25 protein-coding genes are annotated in these 23,630 nt (G+C 71.5%); 10 read left to right on the top strand and 15 right to left on the bottom strand.

Features of this window, described 5'->3' with window-relative positions; all coding sequences use genetic code 11:
- Positions 1-3 precede the first annotated feature (3 nt).
- The 5 genes from rlmB to ACWDX6_RS11245 all read right to left on the bottom strand — a co-directional run bounded on the left by rlmB (position 4) and on the right by ACWDX6_RS11245 (position 4,821).
- Complete coding sequence (gene rlmB / locus ACWDX6_RS11265; RefSeq protein ID WP_451484675.1) at positions 4-963, bottom strand: 23S rRNA (guanosine(2251)-2'-O)-methyltransferase RlmB; 960 nt, start codon at positions 961-963, stop codon at positions 4-6.
- A gap of 95 nt (positions 964-1,058) precedes the next feature.
- Positions 1,059-2,459 (bottom strand): cysteine--tRNA ligase, encoded by a 1,401-nt coding sequence (cysS, locus tag ACWDX6_RS11260; protein ID WP_451484674.1) that lies wholly within the window; start codon positions 2,457-2,459, stop codon positions 1,059-1,061.
- 170 nt (positions 2,460-2,629) lie between these two features.
- Positions 2,630-3,142, bottom strand: coding sequence for a 2-C-methyl-D-erythritol 2,4-cyclodiphosphate synthase (ispF, locus tag ACWDX6_RS11255; protein ID WP_451484673.1), 513 nt, complete (start codon positions 3,140-3,142; stop codon positions 2,630-2,632).
- Positions 3,132-3,890, bottom strand: a complete 759-nt coding sequence (gene ispD / locus ACWDX6_RS11250) for a 2-C-methyl-D-erythritol 4-phosphate cytidylyltransferase (protein WP_451484672.1) — start codon at positions 3,888-3,890, stop codon at positions 3,132-3,134. The genes ispF and ispD overlap by 11 nt, the downstream gene beginning before the upstream one ends.
- Positions 3,891-4,338: 448 nt before the next feature.
- Positions 4,339-4,821 (bottom strand): CarD family transcriptional regulator, encoded by a 483-nt coding sequence (locus tag ACWDX6_RS11245; RefSeq protein ID WP_003953493.1) that lies wholly within the window; start codon positions 4,819-4,821, stop codon positions 4,339-4,341.
- 693 nt (positions 4,822-5,514) lie between these two features.
- Here ACWDX6_RS11245 and ACWDX6_RS11240 point away from each other — a divergent pair.
- Positions 5,515-6,135 carry a DUF461 domain-containing protein gene (locus ACWDX6_RS11240; protein ID WP_451484671.1) on the top strand — a complete coding sequence of 207 codons (621 nt, stop codon included), beginning with the start codon at positions 5,515-5,517 and terminating at the stop codon, positions 6,133-6,135.
- Positions 6,136-6,244: 109 nt separating this feature from the next.
- Here the strand turns inward: ACWDX6_RS11240 and ACWDX6_RS11235 are convergent, their stop codons facing one another.
- Positions 6,245-6,925 carry a response regulator gene (locus ACWDX6_RS11235; RefSeq protein WP_451484670.1) on the bottom strand — a complete coding sequence of 227 codons (681 nt, stop codon included), beginning with the start codon at positions 6,923-6,925 and terminating at the stop codon, positions 6,245-6,247.
- Positions 6,922-8,247 (bottom strand): sensor histidine kinase, encoded by a 1,326-nt coding sequence (locus tag ACWDX6_RS11230; RefSeq protein ID WP_451484669.1) that lies wholly within the window; start codon positions 8,245-8,247, stop codon positions 6,922-6,924. The genes ACWDX6_RS11235 and ACWDX6_RS11230 overlap by 4 nt, the downstream gene beginning before the upstream one ends.
- A gap of 263 nt (positions 8,248-8,510) precedes the next feature.
- Here ACWDX6_RS11230 and phoU point away from each other — a divergent pair, with 263 nt between their 5' ends.
- Together phoU and ACWDX6_RS11220 are read left to right on the top strand one after the other, a co-directional pair.
- Positions 8,511-9,191 (top strand): phosphate signaling complex protein PhoU, encoded by a 681-nt coding sequence (phoU, locus tag ACWDX6_RS11225; RefSeq protein ID WP_451484668.1) that lies wholly within the window; start codon positions 8,511-8,513, stop codon positions 9,189-9,191.
- A 102-nt stretch (positions 9,192-9,293) separates the two neighbouring features.
- Positions 9,294-9,443, top strand: coding sequence for a hypothetical protein (locus tag ACWDX6_RS11220; RefSeq protein WP_403287565.1), 150 nt, complete (start codon positions 9,294-9,296; stop codon positions 9,441-9,443).
- Between the two features lie 188 nt (positions 9,444-9,631).
- On the opposite strand, the gene ACWDX6_RS11215 is transcribed toward ACWDX6_RS11220, so the two are convergent.
- Both ACWDX6_RS11215 and ACWDX6_RS11210 read right to left on the bottom strand, forming a co-directional pair.
- Positions 9,632-10,099, bottom strand: coding sequence for a GNAT family N-acetyltransferase (locus ACWDX6_RS11215; protein ID WP_451484667.1), 468 nt, complete (start codon positions 10,097-10,099; stop codon positions 9,632-9,634).
- Positions 10,100-10,285: 186 nt separating this feature from the next.
- Positions 10,286-11,047 carry a phosphoglyceromutase gene (locus tag ACWDX6_RS11210; RefSeq protein WP_451484666.1) on the bottom strand — a complete coding sequence of 254 codons (762 nt, stop codon included), beginning with the start codon at positions 11,045-11,047 and terminating at the stop codon, positions 10,286-10,288.
- Positions 11,048-11,173: 126 nt separating this feature from the next.
- Here ACWDX6_RS11210 and ACWDX6_RS11205 point away from each other — a divergent pair, with 126 nt between their 5' ends.
- On the top strand, positions 11,174-12,586 hold the full coding sequence (locus ACWDX6_RS11205) for an MFS transporter (RefSeq protein ID WP_451484665.1): 1,413 nt from the start codon (positions 11,174-11,176) through the stop codon (positions 12,584-12,586).
- On the opposite strand, the gene ACWDX6_RS11200 is transcribed toward ACWDX6_RS11205, so the two are convergent.
- The 3 genes from ACWDX6_RS11200 to mshA all read right to left on the bottom strand — a co-directional run bounded on the left by ACWDX6_RS11200 (position 12,576) and on the right by mshA (position 16,298).
- Complete coding sequence (locus ACWDX6_RS11200) at positions 12,576-14,291, bottom strand: glycosyl hydrolase family 28-related protein (protein WP_451484664.1); 1,716 nt, start codon at positions 14,289-14,291, stop codon at positions 12,576-12,578. The two genes, ACWDX6_RS11205 and ACWDX6_RS11200, sit on opposite strands and share 11 nt — an antisense overlap.
- 128 nt (positions 14,292-14,419) lie before the next feature.
- Positions 14,420-14,920, bottom strand: coding sequence for a YbjN domain-containing protein (locus tag ACWDX6_RS11195; RefSeq protein WP_451484663.1), 501 nt, complete (start codon positions 14,918-14,920; stop codon positions 14,420-14,422).
- Positions 14,913-16,298, bottom strand: a complete 1,386-nt coding sequence (gene mshA / locus ACWDX6_RS11190; RefSeq protein ID WP_451484662.1) for a D-inositol-3-phosphate glycosyltransferase — start codon at positions 16,296-16,298, stop codon at positions 14,913-14,915. The genes ACWDX6_RS11195 and mshA overlap by 8 nt, the downstream gene beginning before the upstream one ends.
- A 331-nt stretch (positions 16,299-16,629) precedes the next feature.
- Between mshA and ACWDX6_RS11185 the strand changes: the two genes are divergently transcribed.
- The 3 genes from ACWDX6_RS11185 (at position 16,630) to ACWDX6_RS11175 (ending at position 20,221) form a co-directional block, all read left to right on the top strand.
- A complete protein-coding gene (locus tag ACWDX6_RS11185; RefSeq protein ID WP_451484661.1) occupies positions 16,630-17,436 on the top strand; it encodes a class I SAM-dependent methyltransferase in 807 nt (268 codons plus the stop codon).
- 131 nt (positions 17,437-17,567) lie between these two features.
- Positions 17,568-18,653, top strand: coding sequence for a C40 family peptidase (locus ACWDX6_RS11180; protein ID WP_451484660.1), 1,086 nt, complete (start codon positions 17,568-17,570; stop codon positions 18,651-18,653).
- Positions 18,654-18,976: 323 nt separating this feature from the next.
- The gene (locus ACWDX6_RS11175; RefSeq protein WP_403287556.1) at positions 18,977-20,221 is read left to right on the top strand and encodes a PP2C family protein-serine/threonine phosphatase; all 1,245 of its coding nucleotides are present in this window, start codon (positions 18,977-18,979) and stop codon (positions 20,219-20,221) included.
- Between the two features lie 73 nt (positions 20,222-20,294).
- On the opposite strand, the gene ACWDX6_RS11170 is transcribed toward ACWDX6_RS11175, so the two are convergent.
- The 3 genes from ACWDX6_RS11170 to ACWDX6_RS11160 all read right to left on the bottom strand — a co-directional run bounded on the left by ACWDX6_RS11170 (position 20,295) and on the right by ACWDX6_RS11160 (position 21,753).
- Positions 20,295-20,636: a DUF2516 family protein gene (locus ACWDX6_RS11170; protein ID WP_451484659.1), complete on the bottom strand. Its 342-nt coding sequence runs from the start codon at positions 20,634-20,636 to the stop codon at positions 20,295-20,297.
- Between the two features lie 107 nt (positions 20,637-20,743).
- A complete protein-coding gene (locus ACWDX6_RS11165; protein WP_451484658.1) occupies positions 20,744-21,316 on the bottom strand; it encodes a hypothetical protein in 573 nt (190 codons plus the stop codon).
- 20 nt (positions 21,317-21,336) lie between these two features.
- Positions 21,337-21,753, bottom strand: coding sequence for a helix-turn-helix domain-containing protein (locus ACWDX6_RS11160; RefSeq protein ID WP_451484657.1), 417 nt, complete (start codon positions 21,751-21,753; stop codon positions 21,337-21,339).
- A 224-nt stretch (positions 21,754-21,977) separates the two neighbouring features.
- On the opposite strand from ACWDX6_RS11160, the gene ACWDX6_RS11155 reads away from it, so the two are divergent.
- The 3 genes from ACWDX6_RS11155 to ACWDX6_RS11145 all read left to right on the top strand — a co-directional run bounded on the left by ACWDX6_RS11155 (position 21,978) and on the right by ACWDX6_RS11145 (position 23,541).
- Entirely contained in the window at positions 21,978-22,412 is a 435-nt protein-coding gene (locus tag ACWDX6_RS11155) for a VOC family protein (RefSeq protein WP_451484656.1), read from the top strand.
- A gap of 119 nt (positions 22,413-22,531) precedes the next feature.
- Positions 22,532-23,017: a helix-turn-helix domain-containing protein gene (locus tag ACWDX6_RS11150; protein ID WP_451484736.1), complete on the top strand. Its 486-nt coding sequence runs from the start codon at positions 22,532-22,534 to the stop codon at positions 23,015-23,017.
- A 38-nt stretch (positions 23,018-23,055) separates the two neighbouring features.
- Positions 23,056-23,541: a MarR family winged helix-turn-helix transcriptional regulator gene (locus tag ACWDX6_RS11145; protein ID WP_451484655.1), complete on the top strand. Its 486-nt coding sequence runs from the start codon at positions 23,056-23,058 to the stop codon at positions 23,539-23,541.
- Positions 23,542-23,630: the final 89 nt, after the last annotated feature.

Raw genomic sequence — 23,630 nt, 5'->3', positions numbered from 1 at the left:
GGGTCAGCGCGAGCGGCGGCGGGCGACCTCGTAGAGGACGATTCCGGCGGCGACGCCCGCGTTGAGCGACTCGGCGCCACCGGGCATGGCGATGCGGACGCGGTAGTCGCAGGTCTCGCCGACGAGCCGGCCGAGGCCCTTGCCCTCACTGCCGATGACGATGACGACGGGGCCGTCGAGCGCCTCCAGGTCCTCGACCGTGTGCTCACCGTCGGCGGCGAGGCCGACGACCGTGAGGCCCTCCTTCTGGAAGCCCTCCAGCGCGCGGGTGAGGTTGGTGACGCGGGAGACGGGAGTACGGGCGGCGGTGCCGGCCGAGGACTTCCAGGCGCCGGCGGTCATACCGGCGGCGCGGCGCTCCGGGACGACGACGCCGTGGCCGCCGAAGGCGGAGACGGAGCGGACGATCGCGCCGAGGTTGCGGGGGTCGGTGACACCGTCGAGGGCGACGATCAGCGGGTCCTCGTGGGCCTCGTAGGCGGCCGCCGTCAGGTCCTCGGGGTGCGCGTACTCGTACGGCGGGACCTGCAGGACGACGCCCTGGTGGTTGAGCCCGTTCGTCATCCGGTCGAGCTCCTGGCGCGGGGCTTCCATCAGGTTGATGTTGCCGCGCTCGCCGGCGAGCTTGAGGACGTCGCGTACGCGCTCGTCGTTGTCGATGAACTGCTGGACGTACAGCGTGGTCGCGGGGACGCCGTCGCGGAGCGCCTCGAAGACCGGGTTGCGGCCGACGACCATCTCGGAGGTGCCCTTGGGGCCGCCGCGGCGGGGTGCGGGGCGGCGGGCGGCGGCGTGCTTGGCCTGGGCGGCGGCGATGCGGTTCTTCTTGTGACCCTTGCGGGCGGAGGCGGGCGGCGTGGGGCCCTTGCCCTCGAGGCCCTTGCGCCGCTGGCCACCGCTGCCGACCGTCGCGCCCTTCTTGTTGGACGTGCGACGGTTCCTGCGCTGGCTGTTCCCGGCCATGACTACCTGTTTTCCTCGACTGCGTACATAAGTCTGTAGATGAAGTGTGCCGCCCGGTCCGCCGAGCGGCACATCAGTGGGTGCCCGGGCCCGCGTCAGCGGGAGGCGAGCGTCCAGCGAGCCCCGTCCTGGCCGTCCTCGATGACCAGGCCGGACTGGGTGAGCTGATCGCGGATCGCGTCCGCGGTCGCCCAGTCCTTGCGCTCGCGGGCCGACTCGCGCTGCTGGAGCACGAGGCGTACGAGTGTGTCGACGACGCCGTGGAGGTCCTCGCCGCCGCCGGACTCGCCGGCCCACAGGGGGTCGAGCGGGTCGAGGCCGAGGACGCCGAGCATGGCGCGGACCTCGGCGAGGCGGGCGATGGCCTCGTCCTTGTCGTCGGCGGCCAGCGCGCTGTTCCCCTGCCGGACGGTGGTGTGGATGATCGCGAGGGCGTGCGGGACGCCCAGGTCGTCGTCCATGGCGTCGGCGAAGGCGGGCGGCACCTCGGGGGCGGGCGGGACGGTCTTGCCCGCCTTCTCGGTGACGCGCTGGATGAAGCCCTCGATCCGCGCGAACGCGGACTCGGCCTCGCGCAGCGACTCCTCGCTGTACTCGATCATCGAGCGGTAGTGCGGGGTGCCGAGGTAGTAGCGCAGGACGATGGGGCGCCAGTTCTTGACCATCTCGGAGACGAGGACGGAGTTGCCGAGGGACTTCGACATCTTCTCGCCGCTCATGGTGACCCAGGCGTTGTGCACCCAGTACGAGGCGAAGTCGTCGCCGAACGCCTTGGCCTGGGCGATCTCGTTCTCGTGGTGGGGGAAGATCAGGTCGAGCCCGCCGCCGTGGATGTCGAAGGCGGAGCCGAGGTACTTGTGGGCCATGGCCGAGCACTCCAGGTGCCAGCCGGGGCGACCGCGTCCCCACGGGGTCTCCCAGTCGGGCTCGCCGGGCTTGGTGGCCTTCCACATCGCGAAGTCGCGCGGGTCGCGCTTGCCGGTGATGCCTTCCTCGGCGGGCTGGCGCAGGTCGTCGAGGTCCTGGTTGGACAGGGCGAGGTAGCCGGGGAAGGAGCGCACGTCGAAGTAGACGCTGCCGTCGGCCTCGTAGGCGTGGCCGCGCTCGATGAGGCCGCGCATCATCTCGACCATCTCGGTGACGTGACCGGTGGCACGGGGCTCGTAGCTGGGCGGCAGGCAACCGAGGGCCTGGTAGCCGTCGTTGAAGGCGCGCTCGTTCTCGTAGCCGATGGACCACCAGGGGCGGCCCTGGTCGGCCGCCTTGGCGATGATCTTGTCGTCGATGTCGGTGACGTTGCGGACGAACGTGACGTCGTAGCCGCGGTACTGGAACCAGCGGCGCATGATGTCGAAGTTCAGCCCCGACCGGATGTGGCCGATGTGCGGGGCGGCCTGCACGGTGGCGCCACAGAGGTAGATCGAGACGCAGCCCGGTGTGAGCGGGGTGAAATCACGGATCTGCCGGGCGCTGGTGTCGTACAGGCGAATAGTCACCACTCCAGGGTAGTGGGCGTGTGGTAGTGCCCCGCGACCGATTCCCGACCGCGGGGCGTCTTTTTCACCGTGGTCACGGGCTTCTGTGGGCGTGTCCCGTCGATCGGGCCGGATCGGGGAGCGGGCGGCTGCGGCCGTACGCGGACGGCCGCCGGTGTTCCGCCGCCCGATCAGCCGGCGTCCCTCTCGGGCCGTACGCGGACGACGAGAGCGGTCGCGATGGCCGCGAGGCCCTCGGCGCGGCCGGTGAGGCCGAGGCCGTCGGTCGTCGTGCCGGAGACGGCGACGGGGGCGCCGACGGCTTCGCTCAACGCCTTCTGTGCCTCGTCGCGGCGCTTGCCGACCTTCGGGCGGACGCCGATGACCTGGACGGCGACGTTGCCGATCTCGTACCCCTCGGCGCGGACGATGCGGGCGGCCTCGGCGAGCAGGGTGACGCCGGAGGCGCCGGACCACTCGGGGCGGGAGGTGCCGAAGTGGGCGCCGAGGTCGCCGATGCCGGCGGCGGAGAAGAGGGCGTCGCAGGCGGCATGGGCGGCGACGTCACCGTCGGAGTGCCCGGCGAGGCCGTACTCCTCCTCGGGCCACAGGAGGCCGGCGCACCACAGGTCGCGGCCGCGCTCGAAGGCGTGGACGTCGGTGCCGATGCCGACCTGCGGCAGCTTCAGGGGCTCAGAAGCCATCGTTGGCCCTCCGGCGGGCGAGAACGGCCTCGGCGAGGACGAGGTCGAGCGGACGGGTCACCTTGAACGCCTCCTCGTGGCCGGGCACGACCACGACGGGCGCGCCGAGCCGTTCGACCATGCCGGCGTCGTCGGTGGCGCCGTCTCCGGCGAGGGCGACGGTGGCGTGGGCGTTGACGAGGGTGTCGTGGTCGAAGCCCTGCGGCGTCTGGACGGCACGGAGCCGGGAGCGCTCGGGCGTGGCGACGACCTTCTCGGCCTCGCCCTTGTGCTCCGCCGGTTCGACCTCCTTCACCGTGTCCGCGAGCGGCAGGGCGGGGACGACGGCGACCGCACCGTCCCGTACGGCCTCGATGACCGCGTCGACGGTGTCGACGGGGACCAGCGGGCGGGCCGCGTCGTGGACGAGGACGGTCGTGATGCCCTCGGGGAGCGCTTCGAGGCCGAGCCGTACGGATTCCTGGCGGGTCTCCCCGCCGGGGACGACCAGGTAGTCGGTGCGCTCGGGCAGGGCGTGCGTGTCGAGGAGGTTCTTGACCTCGGCGGCGCCGACAGCGCCGTCGGGGGGCGCGACCACGACGACCAGGGAGACCGCGCGGGAGGCGGCCATCGCGCGGACGGCGTGGATGAGCATGGGGGTGCCGTTCAGCGCGCGGAGCGCCTTGGGGGCGCCCGGGCCGAGCCGTACGCCCCGGCCGGCCGCGGGGATCACCACGGCGGTACGGACAGGACGCGCTTCGTCTGACATCGGTTGCACTCCGGCAGGTTTGTTTCCTCGGCCGACGTGGGTAGGCCCTCACCGTGCCGGGCGCGACGCGTGGACCGGGCCCTTTCCGTGACGACGGTCGGGCGTAGCGCGACGGGCACAGGGGATGTGGCGCGAGGGGACAGGGGCTACGGGTCTCTTCGTGTGCTGGATGGGTTTTCGTGGACGCCTACGGCCGTGCGGCGACGTGTGTGCCGTGCGGTGTCGGCGGCCTGCGTGTCGCGTGCGTTGCATGTGTCGCGTGCGTTGCGCGTCGTCTGCGTCCGTGAGGTGCACGAGCTGGTGCGCTCGCGGATGTGAGGGACGTGGTGCGAGGCGGGCCAGGGAGCGTGCCCAGGAGAGTGCGGGGAGAGGAAATAATGCCGCAGCGCCCGGCGACGGCACTGTGGTGTTCCACAGCACGTCAGCGGGCACCGCGGCATCGCTGCTCTCAGGACGCGAGGACCTCGTCGAGGAGAGCCTCGGCCTTGTCCTCGTTCGTGTTCTCCGCGAGGGCCAGCTCGCTCACCAGGATCTGCCGAGCCTTGGCGAGCATGCGCTTCTCACCTGCGGAAAGTCCGCGCTCGCGCTCCCGGCGCCACAGGTCACGCACCACTTCGGCGACCTTGATGACGTCGCCGGAGGCGAGCTTCTCGAGATTTGCCTTGTAGCGCCGGGACCAGTTCGTGGGCTCTTCGGCGTACGGCGCGCGCAGCACCTCGAAGACCCGGTCCAGCCCATCCTGACCGACCACATCGCGGACTCCGACGAACTCCGCGTTGTCCGCCGGCACCCGAACCGTCAGGTCGCCCTGGGCGACCTTGAGCACCAAGTAGGTCTTGTCCACGCCTTTGATCTGGCGAGTTTCGATGGCCTCGATCAGCGCGGCCCCGTGATGGGGATAGACCACGGTGTCGCCAACCTTGAACGTCATGTGACAGGTACCCCTTCCGTGGCTATCCAGGGTAACACGGATACGGCTTCTTCTGAATGGCGTTTTCGCAGGTCAGGGCATATCTCAGGGCTTGACAACAGCAACACGAACGTGCTGCGACGGGCTCCCCGGAGGGGGTATTCGCAGGTCGGAGCGGCTGTGCGGACGGAGAGAAACGCGCGCGTCACACACGTACGAGACCCTCCGAAGAAGGAGTGATGTACCGGTTTGTCGGGTTCCGGCGGCGCCTTGTCACCTACTCCGTTCGAGGATCGTTCACCCGTACGGATGCATCCTGGATCGAATCCCGAATTGATCATCGGACGGCGGTACGGATTTTCCCGCGGGCGCGGGTTCGCGAAATGCGCGGCCGGTCGGCGAATTGATCACGACGGTTATGTGAACGGTGTGTCACGGCGAGTCAATGCCCTGTCGGCCCGCCCCTGCGAGCGAGGGCGGGCCGAGGCGGCGAGGTGCCGTGCCAGGGGGCGCGGACCCGGCCGGGAGCCGCCCGACAGGCCTCGGGGGCGGCCGGACAGACCGTAGGGGCGGGTCGGGTGCGGGCCGGAGAGTGCGGCTCGGTAACCTAAGCGCGCTGACGCACCTTTAGCTCACCCTTAGCCGGTTGATCACAGCTCGACCTCAGCCGGCTTGTCCCCCGCCCGTCCGAACGTCCTAGGAGTTGCCGCCGCCGTGAGCCGCAGCCTTCGACGCGGCGCCCTCGCCGCCACCGCCATCGTGTTCTCGATCGCCTCGCTGTCCGCCTGCGGGGCGGGCAATGACGCGCAGACGCTCGGCGTCCGGCCGGACAACGCCGCCGCGTCGGTGGACGACGTCAAGATCCAGAACGCGCTCGTGATCACCCAGCCGGACTCCACCGTGAAGGGCCCGGCCGTCGTCGCGGCCACGATCTTCAACAACGGCCGCACGCCGCAGACCCTCGACGCGATCACGCTGCCGGGCACCAAGGCCACGGTCCAGCTGAAGCCCGCCACCGGCGCGGGCCCGATCACCGTCCCCGCGGGCGGCTCGGTCATCATCGGCGGCAAGGGCAACGCCTCCGCCACGATCCAGAACGGCAGCGAGGCCGCCAAGGTCGGCGACGCCCAGCAGGTCGTCTTCAAGCTGAGCAGGACCGGCGACGTGAGCCTGGAGGCGTTCGTCGTCCCCGCGACCAGCTACTTCAAGGACTTCGGCCCGGCCGAGGTCCCCAAGCCCCCGGGCGCCACGCCGACCGCGTCGGCGACGGCCAGCCCGACGGGTGAGGCCGCCCACGGGGCCGAGCAGGGGGCCGGGCACGGGTCCGGCCACTGACGGACCGCGCCACGACGCGGAGAGGGGCGCCCCACCGGAGTGATCCGGCGGGGCGCCCCTTCGTCGTCCTCGCGGCATGAGCCACCCTCGCCCAGGCCGGTCCGCCGGTCTACGGCTCGAACTTGTAGCCCAGGCCGCGGACCGTCACCAGGTAGCGCGGCGCGCCCGGGTCCGGTTCGATCTTGGCGCGCAGGCGCTTGACGTGCACGTCGAGGGTCTTGGTGTCACCGACGTAGTCAGCCCCCCAGACCCGGTCGATCAGCTGCATACGGGTCAGGACGCGGCCCGCGTTGCGCAGGAGCATCTCCAGGAGGTCGAACTCCTTCAGCGGGAGGTCGACCTTGCCGCCCGAGACGGTGACGACGTGGCGGTCCACGTCCATGCGGACCGGGCCGGCCTCCAGGGCCGCCGGGGTGACCTCCTCCGGCTCGCCGCGCCGGCGCAGCACCGCGCGGATGCGGGCGACCAGCTCCCGCGACGAGAAGGGCTTGGTCACATAGTCGTCGGCCCCTATCTCCAGGCCGACGACCTTGTCGATCTCGCTGTCCTTGGCCGTCACCATGATCACCGGGACGTTCGAGCGGTTGCGCAGCTGGCGGCAGACCTCGGTGCCGGGCAGCCCCGGCAGCATGAGGTCGAGGAGGACGAGATCCGCTCCATTGCGCTCGAACTCGTCGAGTCCGTCGGGCCCGGTCGCGGCGACCGCGACCTCGAAGCCTTCCTTGCGGAGCATGTACGACAGGGCGTCGCTGAAGGATTCCTCATCCTCGACGACGAGCACTCGGGTCACGGAAGGACCTCCGGGGCAGGGAGCGGTTCGGTCATGAGATCAGGGGTGGGGGAGACGGAGGAGGCTCGGGAGCCGTGGCCGGAGCCGGAGTGGCCGGAGCCGGAGTGGCCGGGACCGGAGCCGTGGCCGGAGCCCGTGCTTGTGCCGTCGGCCGACGACCGGCGGTCCCGTACGGCGCCCGCCTCGGGCAGCCGCAGGGTGAAGGTGGAGCCCTGGCCCTCGGTGCTCCAGACCGTGACCTCCCCGCCGTGCGAGGCGGCCACGTGCTTGACGATGGCCAGGCCCAGACCCGTACCACCGGTGGCGCGGGAGCGGGCCGGGTCGACGCGGTAGAAGCGCTCGAAGATCCGCTCGCGGTCCTTCTCGGAGATGCCGATGCCCTGGTCGGTCACGGCTATCTCGATCAGGTCGCCGCCCGGGGCCGTCACGCGGCGGGCGGCGATGCCCACCCGCGTACGGGCCGGTGAGTAGTTGACGGCGTTCTCGACGAGATTGCCGAGGGCGGCGGCGAGCTGGCCGCGGCTCCCCCAGACGTACAGGCCGGCGGCGCCTCCGGAGGCCATCGTGATCTGTTTGGTGGAGGCGGTGTGCCGGGAGCGGTCGATGGCTTCGGCGACCAGTTCGTCCACCCGTACGGGCTCGGAGTCCTCCAGCGGGTCGTCGTTCTGCACGCGGGAGAGGTCGATGAGCTCCTGTACGAGATTGGTGAGGCGGGTCGCCTCGATCTGCATCCGGCCGGCGAAACGGGTGACCGCCTCGGGGTCGTCCGAGGCGTCCATGACGGCCTCGGAGAGCAGGGAGAGCGCGCCCGTAGGAGTCTTGAGCTCATGGCTCACGTTGGCGACGAAGTCGCGCCGTACCGCTTCGATACGGCGGGCCTCCGTCAGGTCCTCGACCAGGAGCAGCACCAGGCGGGAGCCGAGCGGCGCGACGCGGGCGGAGACGGCGAGGGCCTCGCCGCGTCCGCTGCCGCGCCGGGGCAGGTCGAGCTCCACCTGGCGTATCTCCCCGTCGCGGCGGGTGTCGCGGGCCATGTTGAGCATGGGCTCGACGGCCAGCTTCCCGCCCCGGACCAGGCCGAGGGCGTACGCCGCCGAGCTGGCCTTGACCACCGAGTCGCTCTCGTCGAGGACGACCGCGGAGGAGCGCAGCACGGACAGCACGGTGTCGACGCCGGGCGGGAGCACCGCGTCGGTGTGCAGGGAGGTACGGGTGGGCCGCGCCTGGTCGCGCTCGCTCCAGCGGAACGCCAGCATGGCGATCACGCCGGTGCACACCCCGGCGATCGCGGCCAATGCGGCGACCGCCGCGTTCACGTCCATGCCAACCAGGTTATGCGGGGTGAGGGACACTCTCCCAGCTGTCCGAGTGGCTGCTCGAACAGTCGTCGCCCAGAGTTCACCATGAGGACGGTGGTGGTTCATTTGCCCCGCTCGCCACGTTGACGTGCGTCGCCCAGAGTTCACCGAGGAGAAAGCGCCGGTTCATTCGGGGTGGAGGAGCCGGACGCGTACGGGACCGAACGTGGGAGCGTGGGGGTCCGAGCCCCACCCGGACCCCGGACGCTTGTGAGAGAGGGACATCGATGCGGGACGCGTACCACGAGGAACTGGACTCGATCGGCGAGAGCCTGGTCGAGATGGCCCGCCTGGTCGGGTCCGCGGTCGGGCGCGCCACGACGGCGATGCTCGACGCGGACCTGAAGCTCGCCGAGAGCGTGATCGCGGCGGACCAGAAGGTCGACGATCTGCAGCACGATCTGGAGGCCCGGGCGATAGCACTGCTCGCCCGGCAGCAGCCGGTGGCGACGGACCTGCGGATCGTGGTGACCTCGCTGCGGATGAGCGCGGACCTGGAGCGGTCGGGCGACCTGGCGCAGCACGTGGCGAAGCTGGCGCGGCTGCGGTTCCCGGAGACGGCGGTGCCGCGGGATCTGCACGCGACGATCCTGCAGATGGGTCAGCTGGCGCAGCGCCTGATGGCGAAGGCGGCGGAGGTCATCATCACGAAGGACGTCGACCTGGCGCTGCAGCTGGAGCACGACGACGACGAGATGGACCTGCTGCACCGGACGCTGTTCCAGCACCTGATGGACGACCGGTGGAAGCACGGCATCGAGACCGCGGTCGACGTCACGCTGCTCGGCCGCTACTACGAGCGCTTCGCGGACCACGCGGTGTCGGTGGCGAAGCGGGTCGTGTACCTGGTGACCGGCGAGCACGCGGACGAGCTGCACCAGGCGGACGCGCCGGTGGAGGGCGCGTAAGCCCTTGGCGGAGGCGGGCCGCACCTCTGTGCGCCGTTGATGCGCCGGGAGGAGCGGGCATGCAATGGGGAAAGGCGACCTACGCCTTCGAGGAGGGACCCCATGGCTGATTCCGCCACGACCGATCCCCAGCAGGAGGCCCCGCGCGACGCGGTGTTCCTGCCCGTCCTCGGCGCCTGCGGGTGCGGCTCGGGCTGCGGCTGCGGCTGCCAGTCCGGCGCGCCGTGCCAGTGCGGGGGCTGCTCGGGCTAGGCCTCGGGCCAGGCCCGGCTCAGTGACGGCGAAGGGCCCTGCCCGGCGATCCGAGGATCCGGGCGGGGCCTTTCGTTCCGGCCTTCGTTTCCTTCCGGCCTTCGTTCCGGCCGTGCCGCTCCCGTTCACGCGTGCCGGTGCCGGCTTCGCGTGCCGGGCCCGGGTCCCGTCAGAGGTCCAGGACGCCGTCAGAGGTCCAGGACGCCGACGGGCTGACCGCCCGTCGTCTCGCCGGTGGGCCGGAAACCGAGCTTCAGATAGAACGCCTCGGGGCCGTCCTCGCCCGGCTCCCAGGAGACGTACACCTGGCGGCCCCCGGTGCGGCGGACCTCGGCGATGACCGATTCGACGGCGAAGCGGCCGTACCCCCGGCCCTGCCGCTCGGCGGCGATGTTGAGACGCCACAGGCCGCTGCGGCGGTCGTTCGGGTCCTTCTTGGGGGCCCACTGGATGTCGATGAAGGCCATCAGGAACCCGACGAGTTCGTCTCCGTCGAAGATCAGCCGCGGCCAGGCGCAGTCGCCGAAGGCGTACGCCTCGGCGAGCGAGTTCGCGACGGGCGCGACGTTCTTCTCCTGGTCGGACCGGACACGCAGCTCCAGGGCGGCGTCCACGTTCTCGGGGGTGATCTTCTCCAGACGGAGCGACGAAGTCATGGCCGGGACCCTACCGACCGTTCATGATCTTCGCCCGCGAATAAGTTCGCCCGCGGTCTTGGATAACACGCCCCGGGGAAGGCCGGGTTCAGCCATGGCCAGCGGCCGCTCAGCCATGGCCCCTTGACAGCGACACGCCCCCTACCAACGGAGAACCCGCAGGCAGGGGGCTTGATCAAGCGCTGTCTACTTCTTCTTGCCCTGGTTCTTCACGGCCTCGATCGCGGCCGCCGCCGCGTCCGGGTCCAGGTACGTGCCGCCCGGCTTGAGCGGCTTGAAGTTCTCGTCGAGCTCGTAGGCGAGCGGGATGCCCGTCGGGATGTTCAGACCCGCGATGTCCGCGTCCGAGATGCCGTCCAGGTGCTTGACCAGGGCGCGCAGGCTGTTGCCGTGAGCGGCAATCAGGACCGTGCGGCCGGTCAGGAGGTCCGGGACGATGCCGTCGTACCAGTACGGCAGCATGCGGTCGACGACGTCCTTCAGGCACTCCGTCCGGGGCCGCAGCTCCGGCGGGATCGTGGCGTAGCGCGCGTCGTGCGCCTGCGAGAACTCGTTGTCGTCGGCGAGGACCGGCGGCGGGGTGTCGTACGAGCGGCGCCAGAGCATGAACTGCTCCTCGCCGAACTCGGCCAGGGTCTGCGCCTTGTCCTTGCCCTGGAGCGCGCCGTAGTGGCGCTCGTTCAGTCGCCAGGAGCGGTGGACCGGGATCCAGTGGCGGTCGGCGGCCTCCAGCGCGAGCTGCGCCGTGCGGATGGCGCGCTTCTGGAGCGAGGTGTGCAGTACGTCGGGCAGCAGGCCGGCGTCCTTGAGCAGCTCACCGCCGCGGACCGCCTCCTTCTCGCCCTTCTCGGTGAGGTTGACGTCCACCCAGCCGGTGAACAGGTTCTTCGCGTTCCACTCGCTCTCGCCGTGGCGGAGGAGGATCAGCTTGTACGGTGCGTCGGCCATGCGCCCGAGCCTAATCCACGCCCGGCGGCCGACGCTCCCCGTCAATTCACTGGCGATCGGCAAGCCCACCCCCGTAAGGTACGGCTCCGGATTGGGACGCTTACAGACGCTGGGGGCCGGCCACACATGTCCATCGACTCGCTCAGACGATCAGCCGTCGCGACCGTCTCCGGGCTTCCCCGCGGATTCTGGTGGCTCTGGCTGTCCACCCTCGTCAACCGCACCGGCGCCTTCGTCCTCACCTTCCTCTCCCTCTACCTCACCCAGGAGCTCGGCCACTCGGCCTGGTTCGCCGGGCTCGTCGTCGCCCTGCACGGCCTCGGCGGCGTCGCCGGCTCCCCGCTGGGCGGCATGCTCACCGACAAGTGGGGCCGCCGGCCCACCATGGTCACGATGCACCTCGCGGCGGCCGCCTCCACCGCCGCCCTCGCGCTCGTCACCAGCGCCTGGGGCATCGCCGTCGTGGTCCTGCTGATGGGCGTCGCCATGCAGGCGGTCCGGCCCTCGATCAACGCCACCATCGCCGACATGGTCCCCGAGAACGACCTGCGCCGGGCGTACGCGCTGAACTACTGGGCGCTGAACCTCGGCTTCGCCATCGCCGCGCTCGGCGGCGGTGCCGCGATCTTCCTCGGCTACCGCAGCCTCTTCGTCGTCGACGCCGTCGCCACCGTCCTGTGTGCCCTGATCGTCTTCCTCCGGCTCCCCGAGACCCGCCCCGACGCCCGGCGGGACACCGCGGGCAAGGTCGTCGAGGAGAAGCGCGTGAGCGTCCTCACCGTGCTGCGCGACGCCCCCTTCCGGACCCTCCTCCTGCTCAACCTCCTGGTCTGCCTGGTCTTCACCGCCCCCTGGATCGGCCTGCCGCTCTCCATGGCGGAGCAGGGCCTCTCCCCCGGCTCGTACGGCGCGGTCATCGCCGTCAACGGCGTCGTGATCGTCGGCTTCCAGCTCCTGGTCAACAAGGTGACCGACAAGCGTTCACCGGCCATGCTGCTCACCGTCTCCTCCCTCCTCTTCGCCGTCGGCACCGGCGCCACCGCCCTCGCCGGATCCCCCGTCGTCTTCGCCGCGACGGTCGTCGTCTGGACGATCGGCGAGATGGTCCACGTGCCGACCAACGCCGCCGCCACCGCCAGGCTCGCCCCCGAGCACGCCCGTGGCCGCTACCAGGGCGTGATGGGCATGTCCTGGGCGGTGGCCGGTTTCGTCGCGCCGATCCTGGCCGGCTGGGTCGTCGACGGTCCCGGACCGGACGTGCTGTGGGCGGCCTGCGCCGTGATCGGCTCGCTCGCGGCGATCGGCTACACCACCCGGTTGCGCAATGCCCTCACCGAGGCCGAGCCGAACACGCCGCCGAACACGCCGCTGAACACGCCGTCGAACACGTCGAACGAGCCGGTCACGCCGGAGGCGCCCGACGCAGCGAGCACGCCCGAGCCCCAGGGCGCCCCCGACGACCAGCCGGCCGACGAGTCCCCCGCACCCGGCGGGGACGAGCCCGCCCCGCCGGACCGGAAGCCCGCCGTCAGCGCCTGATGTTCCGCTGCGCCTCGTACAGGTTCCGGGGGCGCACCGCCCCCGGCCTCCCGTACGCCTCCACGCGCGCGTGGAGGTCTCCAGTGAAGTCGGGCACGTCGATCTGGTCGAACTCACGGACCTCGCTGATGCCCACGGTCGCGCTGTACGGCGCGACCGTGTCGATCTTGACGAGGCCCGCCCGCCCGTTGGTGACCGTCACGTTCCAGTGCGCGAACCGGGCCCCGTACAGCGGGCCCGCCGACGCGTCCCCGCCGTGCCGGCCGTTGTTCTCGACCGTGATCTCGGTCCGTACGTTGGCGAAGGGCATTCCCCGGTGCGTGTCGAAGGTGCCCATCTCCATCACCCCCCGCGACCAGACGTTGTGGCTGGACAGGCCCTCCACGTTGATGCCGTGCAGCTGGGTGCCCGGTGGTGCCGGGACCGTACGGGCGGCGATCCGGAAGTCCTCGACGAGGTTGTCGTGCGCTCCCTCGCGGCAGAAGTACGGATGGTGCGCGCCGCGCCCCTCCACGCGCGTGTGGCGCAGGGTGCAGGCGGAGGCGGCGACGAGACCGAAGCCGTTGTCGACATGGCGGACGACGACGTCGTCGGCCCAGCAGTCGTAGGCGCACTGGAAGGTGACGCCGTTGAAGCCCTTGTCCAGCAGGTGCGGGGCCTGGGGCGTCTCGACCGCCTCCAGGGTCAGGCCCTCCACCCCCGCGTCCGTGAGCGGCTCCGCGAGGGTGGTCAGACGGGGGTCCCACTCGGGGCGTGCGTCGAGCGGGAGCGGGCGCTCGAAGGTGACCTTCCGGCCGCGTACGGCGGCGATCCGCACCGGCCACTCGTAGGGGACGTACGACGTCAGCTTGGTCTTGTCGTCCCAGACGTACGACTCCGCTCCCGGCCCGCCGCCCGCGATGTGTTCGAGGAGCGTGTGTCCGGCGTCGTCGGCCAGCCGGAGGAGAATGATCCGGCCCCGGCGCAGGGCTGACGGGTCGTCGACCGTGACCGTCCAGTCGCCGCGGCGGGCCGGGCGTACGGTCGTGAGGGAGGCCCACTCGTCGCGCTTGTTGCCGGTCCAGCCTTCGAAGGGCCAGGCCCGTTCCCGTATCGCGGCGACGAGGGAGGCGTGCCGTGCGCGCGGGGCGAGCCAGATCAGGCCGCCGGCCCAGGACCAGGAGGACTTGTCGCCGCCGTAGCGGGAACCGTACGGGCCGATCAGCTCGGTGAGGTGTTGCGTCGCCACCAGTTTCGTACGGGCGGATCCCGCGCCCCGCAGCACGACCCGGCTGTGGCCGATGTGGATCAGGCCGTCGATCCGGTACGTGCCGGGCGGGACGAGCACCGTCCCGCCGCCGCGCTTCCCCGCCTCGGCGAGGGCCCGGTTGAAGGCGGGAGCCGAGTCCGTCGAGCCGTCGGGGGTGGCGCCGTGGGAGAGGACGTCGGCGACGACCCGCGGCCGGGGGAGCGAGCCGGGCTGGGGGCGCCCCCGGGCGGAGCCCTGGGGGCGGGCGGCGCCGCGGCGTGCGCCGGCGCGGCCCACGTAGGGGATCTGGGGGTGCGTGTACGGAGAGGCCTCGAACTCCTTCCAAAGGGTGGCGGCGTACGGCACGGGCTCCCGGGTGAACCCGGTCGTCGTGGCGGCGGCCGCCACCGCGACCGCGCCGCCCAGGAACCGCCGTCTGCCGAGTGCCCTGTTCTCACGTGCCCTGTCCGCTGCCATACCCGAGCCCTTTCACATACATGAATAGTGTTCAGATGGGCGCCGGGCGCGAGCATGGCACGGCCAGGCCATGGAGGGAAGGGGTCAGCAAGGGGGCCGTAGGCCAGACCCCCGACGACTGGCGAGCGTCAGTCCGTGGGCTTCTTGGTCAGGTGCGTGAACGCGTCGAGGTTCCGGGTCGACTCGCCGCGCGACACCCGCCACTCGTACTCACGCCGGATCGCGCTCGCGAACCCCAGCTCCAGCAGTGTGTTGAAGGAACCGTCGGCCGCTTCGAGCACCGAGCCGAGCAGCCGGTCCAGCTCCTCGGGCGTGACGGCCGCCAGCGGGAGCTTGCCGGTCAGATAGATGTCGCCGAGCCCGTCGACGGCGTAACCCACTCCGTAGAGCTTGAGATTGCGCTCCAGGAGCCAGCGGTGGACGCCCGCCTCGTTCTCGTCCGGATGGCGGATGACGAAGGCGTTGAGGGAGAGCGAGTGCCGGCCCACCCGCAGGGAAAGGGTGGTGAAGAGCTTGCGCGTGCCGGGGAGCTTCACGACGTACGAGCCGGGCTCGGGGGACTCCCACTCCAGCTCCGCGTCCTTGAAGGTGTCCTCGATGACCCGCTGGGCGTGTACGACGTCAGCCATGGTGCGAGCGTACGCGACGGCGGTGATCATGAGCCCGGTGATCCCGCCCGTGCTCCCGCGTCCGGTGGTCGTGCATCGCCGCCGTGTACACGTCCGCCGTGCCCGACGCCGCCGTGTCCCAGCCGAAGGAGCCGGCGTGCCGGGCGGCCGCCTCGCCCATCCGGGCGGACAGCCCCGGGTCGTCCAGGAACCGGCCGAGCGCGCGGGCGTAGTCCGCCGGGTCGTGCCCCTGGACCAGGAAGCCGGTGACGTCGTCGCGCACCGCGACCGGCAGACCGCCGACCGCCGCCGCGACGACCGGCGTCCCGGCCGCCTGCGCCTCCAGGGCGACCAGGCCGAAGGACTCGCTGTACGAGGGCATGACCAGCACCGAAGCCGCGCGGAACCAGTCCGCGAGCCGCTCCTGGCCGACCGGCGGGTGGAAGCGGACGACGTCCGCGATGCCGAGCCGGGCGGCGAGCTTCTGCAGCCCCTCGGGCTTGGCCAGACCGCTTCCGCTCGGGCCGCCGACGACCGGGACGACCATGCGGGAGCGCAGCGAGGGGTCGCGGGCGAGCAGGAGCGCGGCGGCGCGCAGCAGGATGTCGGGGGCCTTGAGCGGCTGGATACGGCCGGCGAAGACCGGCACGAAGGCGTCGGCGGGCAGCCCGAGGCGGGCCCGGGCCGCGGCGCGTCCGTCCGCCGGCCGGAAGCGGTCGAGGTTCACACCGGGGTGGACGACGGCGACCTTGCCGGGATCGGCGTCGTAGAAGCGGACGAGCTCGTCGGCCTCCTCGGCGGTGTTGGCGATCAGCCGGTCGGCGGCGGAGACGATCTGGGTCTCGCCGATCACCCGGGCCGTGGGTTCGGGGGTGTCCCCCTCCGCCAGCGCCGCGTTCTTGACCTTGGCCATGGTGTGCATGGCGTGCACGAGCGGGACGCCCCAGCGCTCGGCGGCGAGCCAGCCGACATGGCCGGAGAGCCAGTAGTGCGAGTGGACGAGGTCGTAGTGGCCGGGGCGGTGGCCGGCCCAGGCCTGCATGACGCCGTGCGTGAAGGCGCAGAGCTGGGCCGGCAGCTCCTCCTTGGCCAGCCCCTCGTACGGTCCGGCGTCCACGTGCCGTACGAGGACACCGGGCGCGAGCTCGACGACCGGGGCGAGGCCGCCGGTGGTGGCCCGGGTGAAGATCTCGACCTCGATGTTGATCGCGGCGAGCCGCTTGGCCAGCTCGACGATGTAGACGTTCATGCCTCCGGCGTCGCCGGTTCCCGGCTGGTGGAGGGGTGAGGTGTGGACGCTGAGCATGGCCACCCGGCGCGGGGCGCGGTGACGGCCGGGGAGCCGGAGCCTGGACGGTGACGTCAGGGAGCCGGCGAGCCGGGACACGTACTGGCTCACGTCGACGGTCCTTCCGCTCGGAGCGAGGGCATGGCGGGCAGAGCAGGCACGGCGCGCCCGGCGGACAGAGGAACAGCGGGCACGGCGGACCGGACGGCGGACAGCGCCCTCCAGGCGGCACAACACCGGAATCTCGTCATCCATTTCCGTTTTGCCAATTCATTGCCGTGCGGGAACGGCGTGGCGCGGCCCTTACCCTCGTTCCATGCCCCCGCGCCCCACCCGCCCCCGGAGCTCCGCCCGGGGGCCCTCCCCTCTCGCTCCGCCCGCCGGGACCCGCCCCGTCGGCACGACGACCCGCGGGACCACCAACCCCAATCGACTCCGCCGCATGGACCGCTGGATCGCCGCCGTCCACGGCCCGGCCCTGCGCCGGTCGCCCGCCCCGGTCGCCGTCGACCTGGGGTACGGAGCCGCTCCCTGGACGGCCGTCGAGCTGCTCGCCCGGCTGCGCACGGCGGACCCGCGCACCGAGGTCGTCGGCATCGAGATCGAACCGGCCCGGGTCGCCGCCGCCCAGCCGTACGCGCGCGAGGGCCTGGACTTCGTGCACGGCGGCTTCGAGGTCCCGGTGGCGGGACAGGTCGCGCTGATCCGGGCCGCGAACGTGCTGCGCCAGTACGACGAGGACGAGGTCGCCGCCGTGTGGGGGCGCCTGTGCGGGCGGCTCGCGCCGGGAGGGCTGCTGGTGGAGGGGACCTGCGACGAGATCGGGCGCCGGCACGTATGGGTGGCGCTCGACCGGTCCGGGCCCCGGACGGTGACGTTCGCGACCCGGCTCGGTTCGCTGGAGCGCCCCTCGGACCTCGCGGAGCGCCTGCCCAAGGCCCTCATCCATCGCAATGTGCCGGGCGAGCCGGTGCACGCGTTCCTGCGCGACTTCGACCGGGCGTGGGCGGCGGCGGCTCCGTACGCCTCACTGGGCGCGCGGCAGCGCTGGATCCGGGCCGTACGGGACTTGGCGGCGGACTGGCCGCTGACGGACGGCCATCGGCGGTGGCGCCAGGGGGAGGTGACGGTGCGATGGGAGGCACTGGCACCGGGATCGGCGGCGGGGTCGGCGGCGGCGCCGTCGGAAGAAATCCCGGCGCGGGGGGAACGTGACGAGCCGGACAACCGTCCTCGTCGGGGGAAGTGACCCGGCAAGCCCGGCCCTCCCCTGTCGTTTTCACGTTCCGCATGGCACTATCGCCAAGGTCACCAGTAAGTTACTGACGGTAAATCAGGTATGGGACGCAAGGCCGTCCGGGGCCGTCCGAGGGGGAGATTGTGAACCGACGCCGCTGCGCCACCGCCGCGATCACCGTGGTCTGCGCCCTGACGGTGCTGGCTTCACCCGCATTGACCCTTCCCGCCGCGGCGGCGCCCCTGCCGCCGGCCTCGCCCGCCGCACCGGCCGCGCCCGCCCCGCCCGCCGCACCGAAGAAGACCCTCGACGAGGTGCGCAAGGAGATAGACGCCCTGTACCACCAGGCCGCTGTCGCCACCGACGCGTACAACCTCGCCGAGGAGCAGACCAAGGAGCAGTCCGCGGAGATCGTGAAGCTGGCCCGGATGATCGTGGCCGGACGCGAGAAGATCGACCGGCTCAAGGCTCAGGCGGGCGCCGCCGCCCGCGCCCAGTACCGCAACGGCGGGCTGCCCGACGGCGCCCAGTTCGTCCTCACCGACGACCCGCAGCTCTTCCTCGACAACGCCGGACGGCTCCAGCAGGGCCAGAAGGCCACGAAGGACCTGCTCGCCGAGATGAGCCGCACTCAGGCGGAGTTGACCTCCTACGCCAAGGACGCGGGCACCAACTGGACCAAGCTGGAGGCCAACCGCGTCAAGCAGGCCGAGGCCAAGAAGGACATCGACGGCAAGATCGCCGCGGCCAGGAAGCTCGAGTCCGAGCTGGAGGCCGAGGAGCTGGAGCGGCTGCGGCACCTGGAGCGGCAGGAGCAGCACCGCGCGCAGACCGCCTGGCTGGGCACCGGCGTCCTCAAGGACCTGGAGGGGCAGGCGACCGCGCGCGGCAAGCAGGCGGTCGAGTTCGCGACGGCGCAGATCGGCAAGCCGTACGTCTGGGGCGCGGAGGGACCGGGCTCGTACGACTGCTCGGGCCTGACCCAGAGCGCGTGGGGCGCGGCGGGCCGTGTCATCCCGCGTACCTCGCAGGAGCAGTGGAGGCTGCTGCCGCGCGTGGACATCAAGGACATGCGGCCGGGCGACCTGATCGTCTACTACAAGGACGCCAGCCACATCGGGATGTACATCGGCGACGGAGCGATGGTGCACGCGCCCCGTCCCGGCCGGGACGTGACGATCGCGGGGGCGGGCTCGATGGAGATCCTGGGAGTCGTCCGCCCGGAGTGAGACCGGAGTCGGACCGGATCCGGACCGGAGTCGACCGGGACGGGACCTGCGATCGGAGTGACACCGGAGCGACACCGGAGTGACACCGCTCACGGCCGTACGTCGGCCGGGGGCCGCCCCTGACCGGCCGCCCGGCGCGTGATGTTCGTCATGGCCGGAACGTCAACAACCTCCCCATGCACGGCATATGCCAGCGCCACATCGGCGCCCGTGTGGTGATCACCATTCCGCTGCCCGCCGGGGTGACGCTATGGTCCCCGTCTGGCGGGACGTCGTTCGTCGCCCTGCCGCGCCCTCGGGGGGAGGGAAGGAAAACAAGACCGATGCCCGTACCCGTACCGCGACAGAGAATCGTCTCTGCTGCGGCGCCCGGCGCTGCCACCGCGGCGACAGGCACCGATCTCACCCTTCTGGTCGTCGAGGACGACCCGGCGGGTGCCCTCGCCGTACCCGAACTGCTCGACGCGGACGGGACCCGCGTCCGGATCCGTACCGCGCGCAACCTCACCGAGGCCGAGCGGCTGCTCACCGACGACGTGCACTGCGTCCTGGTCGACCTGGCCCTGCCCGGGCCCCGCGCGGCCGGTGACGACCCGCTCGCCCCGCTGCGCCACGTCCTGCGCCTCGCGCCGCGCCACGCCGTCCTGGCTCTGGCGGCCTCGGCCGACGCGGAGCTGGCGGCGGAGGCGGTACGGGTGGGGGCGCAGGACCACCTCTTCCGCGAGGAGCTCGACGGACGGCTGCTCAGCCGGGCGATCCGGTACGCGGTGGAGCGCAAGCGGGCGGACGCGGTGCAGGTGAAGCTGGCCGAGTCGCGGCTGCGGGCGCAGGAGAACGCCCGCCTGGAGCGCGGCCTGCTGCCCACCCCCCTGCTGGAGGGCTCCGACCTGCGGTTCGCGGCCCGCTACCGGCCCGGCCGCTCGCGCGCGCTGCTCGGCGGCGACTTCTACGACACCGTGCGCACCCCCGACGGCACCGTTCACGCCATGATCGGCGACGTCTGCGGGCACGGCCCGGACGAGGCGGCGCTGGGTGTGGAGCTGCGGATCGCGTGGCGTGCGCTGACCTTCGCCGGCCTGTGTGGGGACGAACTGCTCTCCACGTTGCAGCAGGTCCTGGAGCACGAGCGGGAGAGCGAGGAGATCTTCGCGACGATCTGCACGGTCGACATCGCGCCGGACGGGCGCCGGGCGGGCCTGTGCCTGGCCGGGCACCCCTCGCCCCTGATCGCCCGGCAGGGCCGGGCGGCGCAGCTCCTGCCGTACGAGGACGGCGGCCCGGCCCTCGGTCTGCTGCCGCGGGCCCGCTGGCCGCGGCGCCAGGTGGAGCTGGGCGGCACGTGGAGCCTGCTGATGTACACGGACGGCCTGATCGAGGGCCGCTCGGCGGGCCCGGGCTCGCCGCGCCTGGGCCAGGACGGGATGGTCGAGATGATCAACCGGCAGCTGGCGGAGGGCCTGCGGGGCGAGGAGCTCCTGGAGGCGGCGGTGACGGAGGTCCGGGCGCTGAACGGCGGGGAGCTGACGGACGACGTGGCGGTCCTGGCACTGGAAAGGGCCCGGGGGTAGCCCCCGGACCCTGTCCGTGTGTGCGTGCCGTGCTCGGCGTGCTCGGCGTGCTTTTTGCCGCTGTGGTCCGCCGCTACCGGCCGCCGTTGTACGGGCCGTACGGCCCATCGCTGCTGGATCCACCGCGACGGCCGCCACCACCACCCGAGATCTGCCGGATCGCGGGCCGGACGTCGACCATGAAGACGATGGCCGCGATGAGGCCGGCGATCTGGAGGAAGAGCATCGGCAGCAGCAGGTTGAGGGCGAGGTTGACGCCCAGGATGATCAGCCAGAACTTCTTGGTCTGCTTGTCGGCCGCGCGGTAGGCGTCCTCGCGTGCCATCGCCGCGAAGACGAGCGCGGTGACGGCGAAGCCGATGAAGACCAGGCCGATCACCAGCCAGATGATGGAGTCGAATCCCGCGCGCAACATGCGTAGCACCGCCTCGTGAGTGGATGGAGCGCCTCGCGGCCAAGGTACCCGGTTCAACGCCCCGGGCACCCTGATTGGTGCCCGGGCTTACTTCTCGGTGCCCGGGCTTACTTCTCGGTGGCGGAGGCGGGCTTCTTGGCGGCGGGCTTGCGGGCCGTGGCCTTGCGCGCGGACGTGGCGTCCTCGGCCGTGGCGTCGACCGTGGCGTCGTCGGCCGAGGCCTTGGGCTGGACCTTGGGCTCGGGGTCCGGCTCGACGGCGATGGCGATCTCGGTGATCTCCTCGGCGGCCTCACCGCGCCAGGCCCTGACGGCCTCCTCGCCGTGCGCGGCGACCTCCTCGTACTTCTCCCGCGCCTTGACCGCGTACTCGGCGGCGACACCGACTCCGCGCAGGGCCAGGTCCTGGGCGGTCTCGCCCAGCTTCTTCAGATCGGTGTCCAGGCCACCCACGACCTCGGCGAACTTCGACTGCACGGTGACCTGGGCCTCCTTGGCCCGCTCCGAGACCTTCTCCTGCACGGCCTTGGGGTCCGTCTTGCGTACGGCCTCGATCCGGGCGGGCGCCTCGGCGGCGATCTGCTCGATCAGCCCGGGCACCTTCTTGGCCTGCTGGACGGCGAGGTCGGCGGTGCCGGCGGCGAAGTAGAGGGGGGTACGCAGTTCTTCGATGATGGCCATGGTGGTGGTCCTCCCGGATGTCACGTACTGGTTCGAGGGTCGTCGTGCGAGGGTGGTTCGGCATCGCTGTCGGCCGCGGCCGCGGCGGCCTCGGCCGCGTTCTCCTTGCGGAAGGAGTCGTAGATCTGGAGCAGCACCTGCTTCTGCCGCTCGTTGATCGAGGGATCGGCCAGGATGACGGCGCGCGTCTCCAGCTCCTCCCGCTCCGTCTCGTCGAGAATCCCGGCCCGGACGTACAGCGTCTCCGCGGAGATCCGCAGCGCCTTGGCGACCTGCTGCAGCACCTCGGCGCTGGGCTTGCGCAGTCCGCGCTCGATCTGGCTCAGATACGGATTCGACACCCCGGCGGCATCGGCGAGCTGCCGCAGGGACAGCTGCGCGGTGCGCCGCTGCTCGCGGAGGTACTCGCCGAGGTTGCCGACGTTGAGTGATGCCATGCTCCGACCCTGCCACCCCCTGCTAACTATTGCAAGCACCCGCTTGCAATAGTGTCGCGCCTCACGAGGGCCGGCAGCGCAGGTCACCCATGGGTCGGCCCACGCGCAACGCTGGACACTCGGTGGCCACGGCTGGCCCGACCGCACCGTGACCGGGTGGCGTTCGGTTCGGGCGGTGTGAAAATACGGTCGCGGTGATCAGTACGCGCCCCTATGGTGGTCCGATGTCGTCGATCAAGCAGTTCCAGGTCACCTTCGACTGCGCGAAGCCCGAGCGCCTCGCTCGCTTCTGGTGCGAGGTGTTGGGGTACGGCGTACCGCCGGCCCCCGAGGGGTTTGCCACCTGGGACGATTTCAATCGTTCGCTGCCGCCTGAGCAGCAGGATTCGGCGTTCGTCTGCAGCGATCCCTCAGGAGTGGGCCCGCGCCTGTACTTCCAGCGCGTTCCCGAAGGCAAGGTCGTCAAGAACCGGGTCCATCTCTGCGTGCGGGTCGGCACCGGGCTCGTGGGTGAAGAGCGCCTCGCCACACTCCAGGCCGAATGCGCCCGACTGGTCGCGCTCGGAGCGGTGTGCGAGCGGGTCATGCTCGCCGATGAGGAGAACGAGTCCTGCATCGTCATGCAGGACATCGAGGGCAACGAGTTCTGTCTCGACTGAGGCACCGCGCCGGAGCCCGGCGAAACGTTGCGGCCGGTGACCGGGGCGCGGGCGAGCGGTGGACCTCGCGGTCCCGAGTCCGGGCGCGCGGGTCCGCGGCGTGCGATGCTGGGCGGGTGATGCTGGAGGACCTCGTACGCCTACGGCGCGCCCGGGACACGATGGACCGCGACTACGCGCAGCCGCTGGACGTCCCGACGCTGGCCGCCGTCGCCCTCATGTCACCCGGGCACTTCTCCCGCAGCTTCCGCGCCGCCTTCGGCGAGACGCCGTACAGCTATCTGATGACCCGCCGTGTCGAGCGCGCGAAAGCGCTGCTGCGGCGGGGTGACCTGAGCGTGACGGAGGTCTGCTTCGCGGTCGGCTGCACCTCGCTCGGGTCGTGTCGACGTCGAGGAACAGCAGCGGGCGTGGTGGCGCCGTACCACCCCGCCCGCCCCCGTCGCCGTCGCCGCCGCTTCGCGCAGGTCCCATGCCCCCAGCCTGCCAGCGCCGCGCCCGGCAGCCGGCGTGACCCCCTCCCCGTACGGCGGGACGACCGACCGAACCACTGCCCCGCACGCGGGGACCAGTCCGCCCCCACCCCCGAGTCGTCCTCTTCCTGATAATCCGCTACGGATCGACCTTCGTTACCCTGGCGGACATGACGGCCATGGCACCCACGCGCACCGAACCGGACCTGTCCTTCCTCCTGGACCACACCAGTCACGTCCTGCGGACCCGGATGAGCGCGGCGCTCGGGGAGATCGGGCTCACCCCGCGCATGCACTGCGTCCTCGTCCACGCCCTGGAGGAAGAGCGGACGCAGGCCCAGCTCGCCGAGATCGGCGACATGGACAAGACCACGATGGTGGTGACCGTCGACGCCCTGGAGAAGGCCGGGCTGGCCGAACGCAGGCCGTCGAGCACCGACCGGCGGGCGCGGATCATCGCCGTGACCGAGAAGGGGGCGAAGGTCGCCCAGGAGAGCCAGAAGATCGTCGACCACGTCCACGAGAGCACCCTCGGCTCCCTCCCCGACCACGAGCGGGAGATCCTGCTCCGCGCGCTGAACCTGCTCGTCACGGGACACCTGGAAACCCCCGTCGAAGGCCCACGGCCCGCCCGCCGGGCACGCCAGAAGGGGTGACACACACCGGCCCCCAGAACCTCGTTCCGTAAACGATAGTCTGCAACAAAACTATCTGTTACGGTCTCTCCTGTTGCCCTCCCGACGAC

Source organism: Streptomyces sp. NPDC003027 (assembly GCF_053591435.1).
This window is presented reverse-complemented; position numbering and strand designations above follow the sequence as displayed.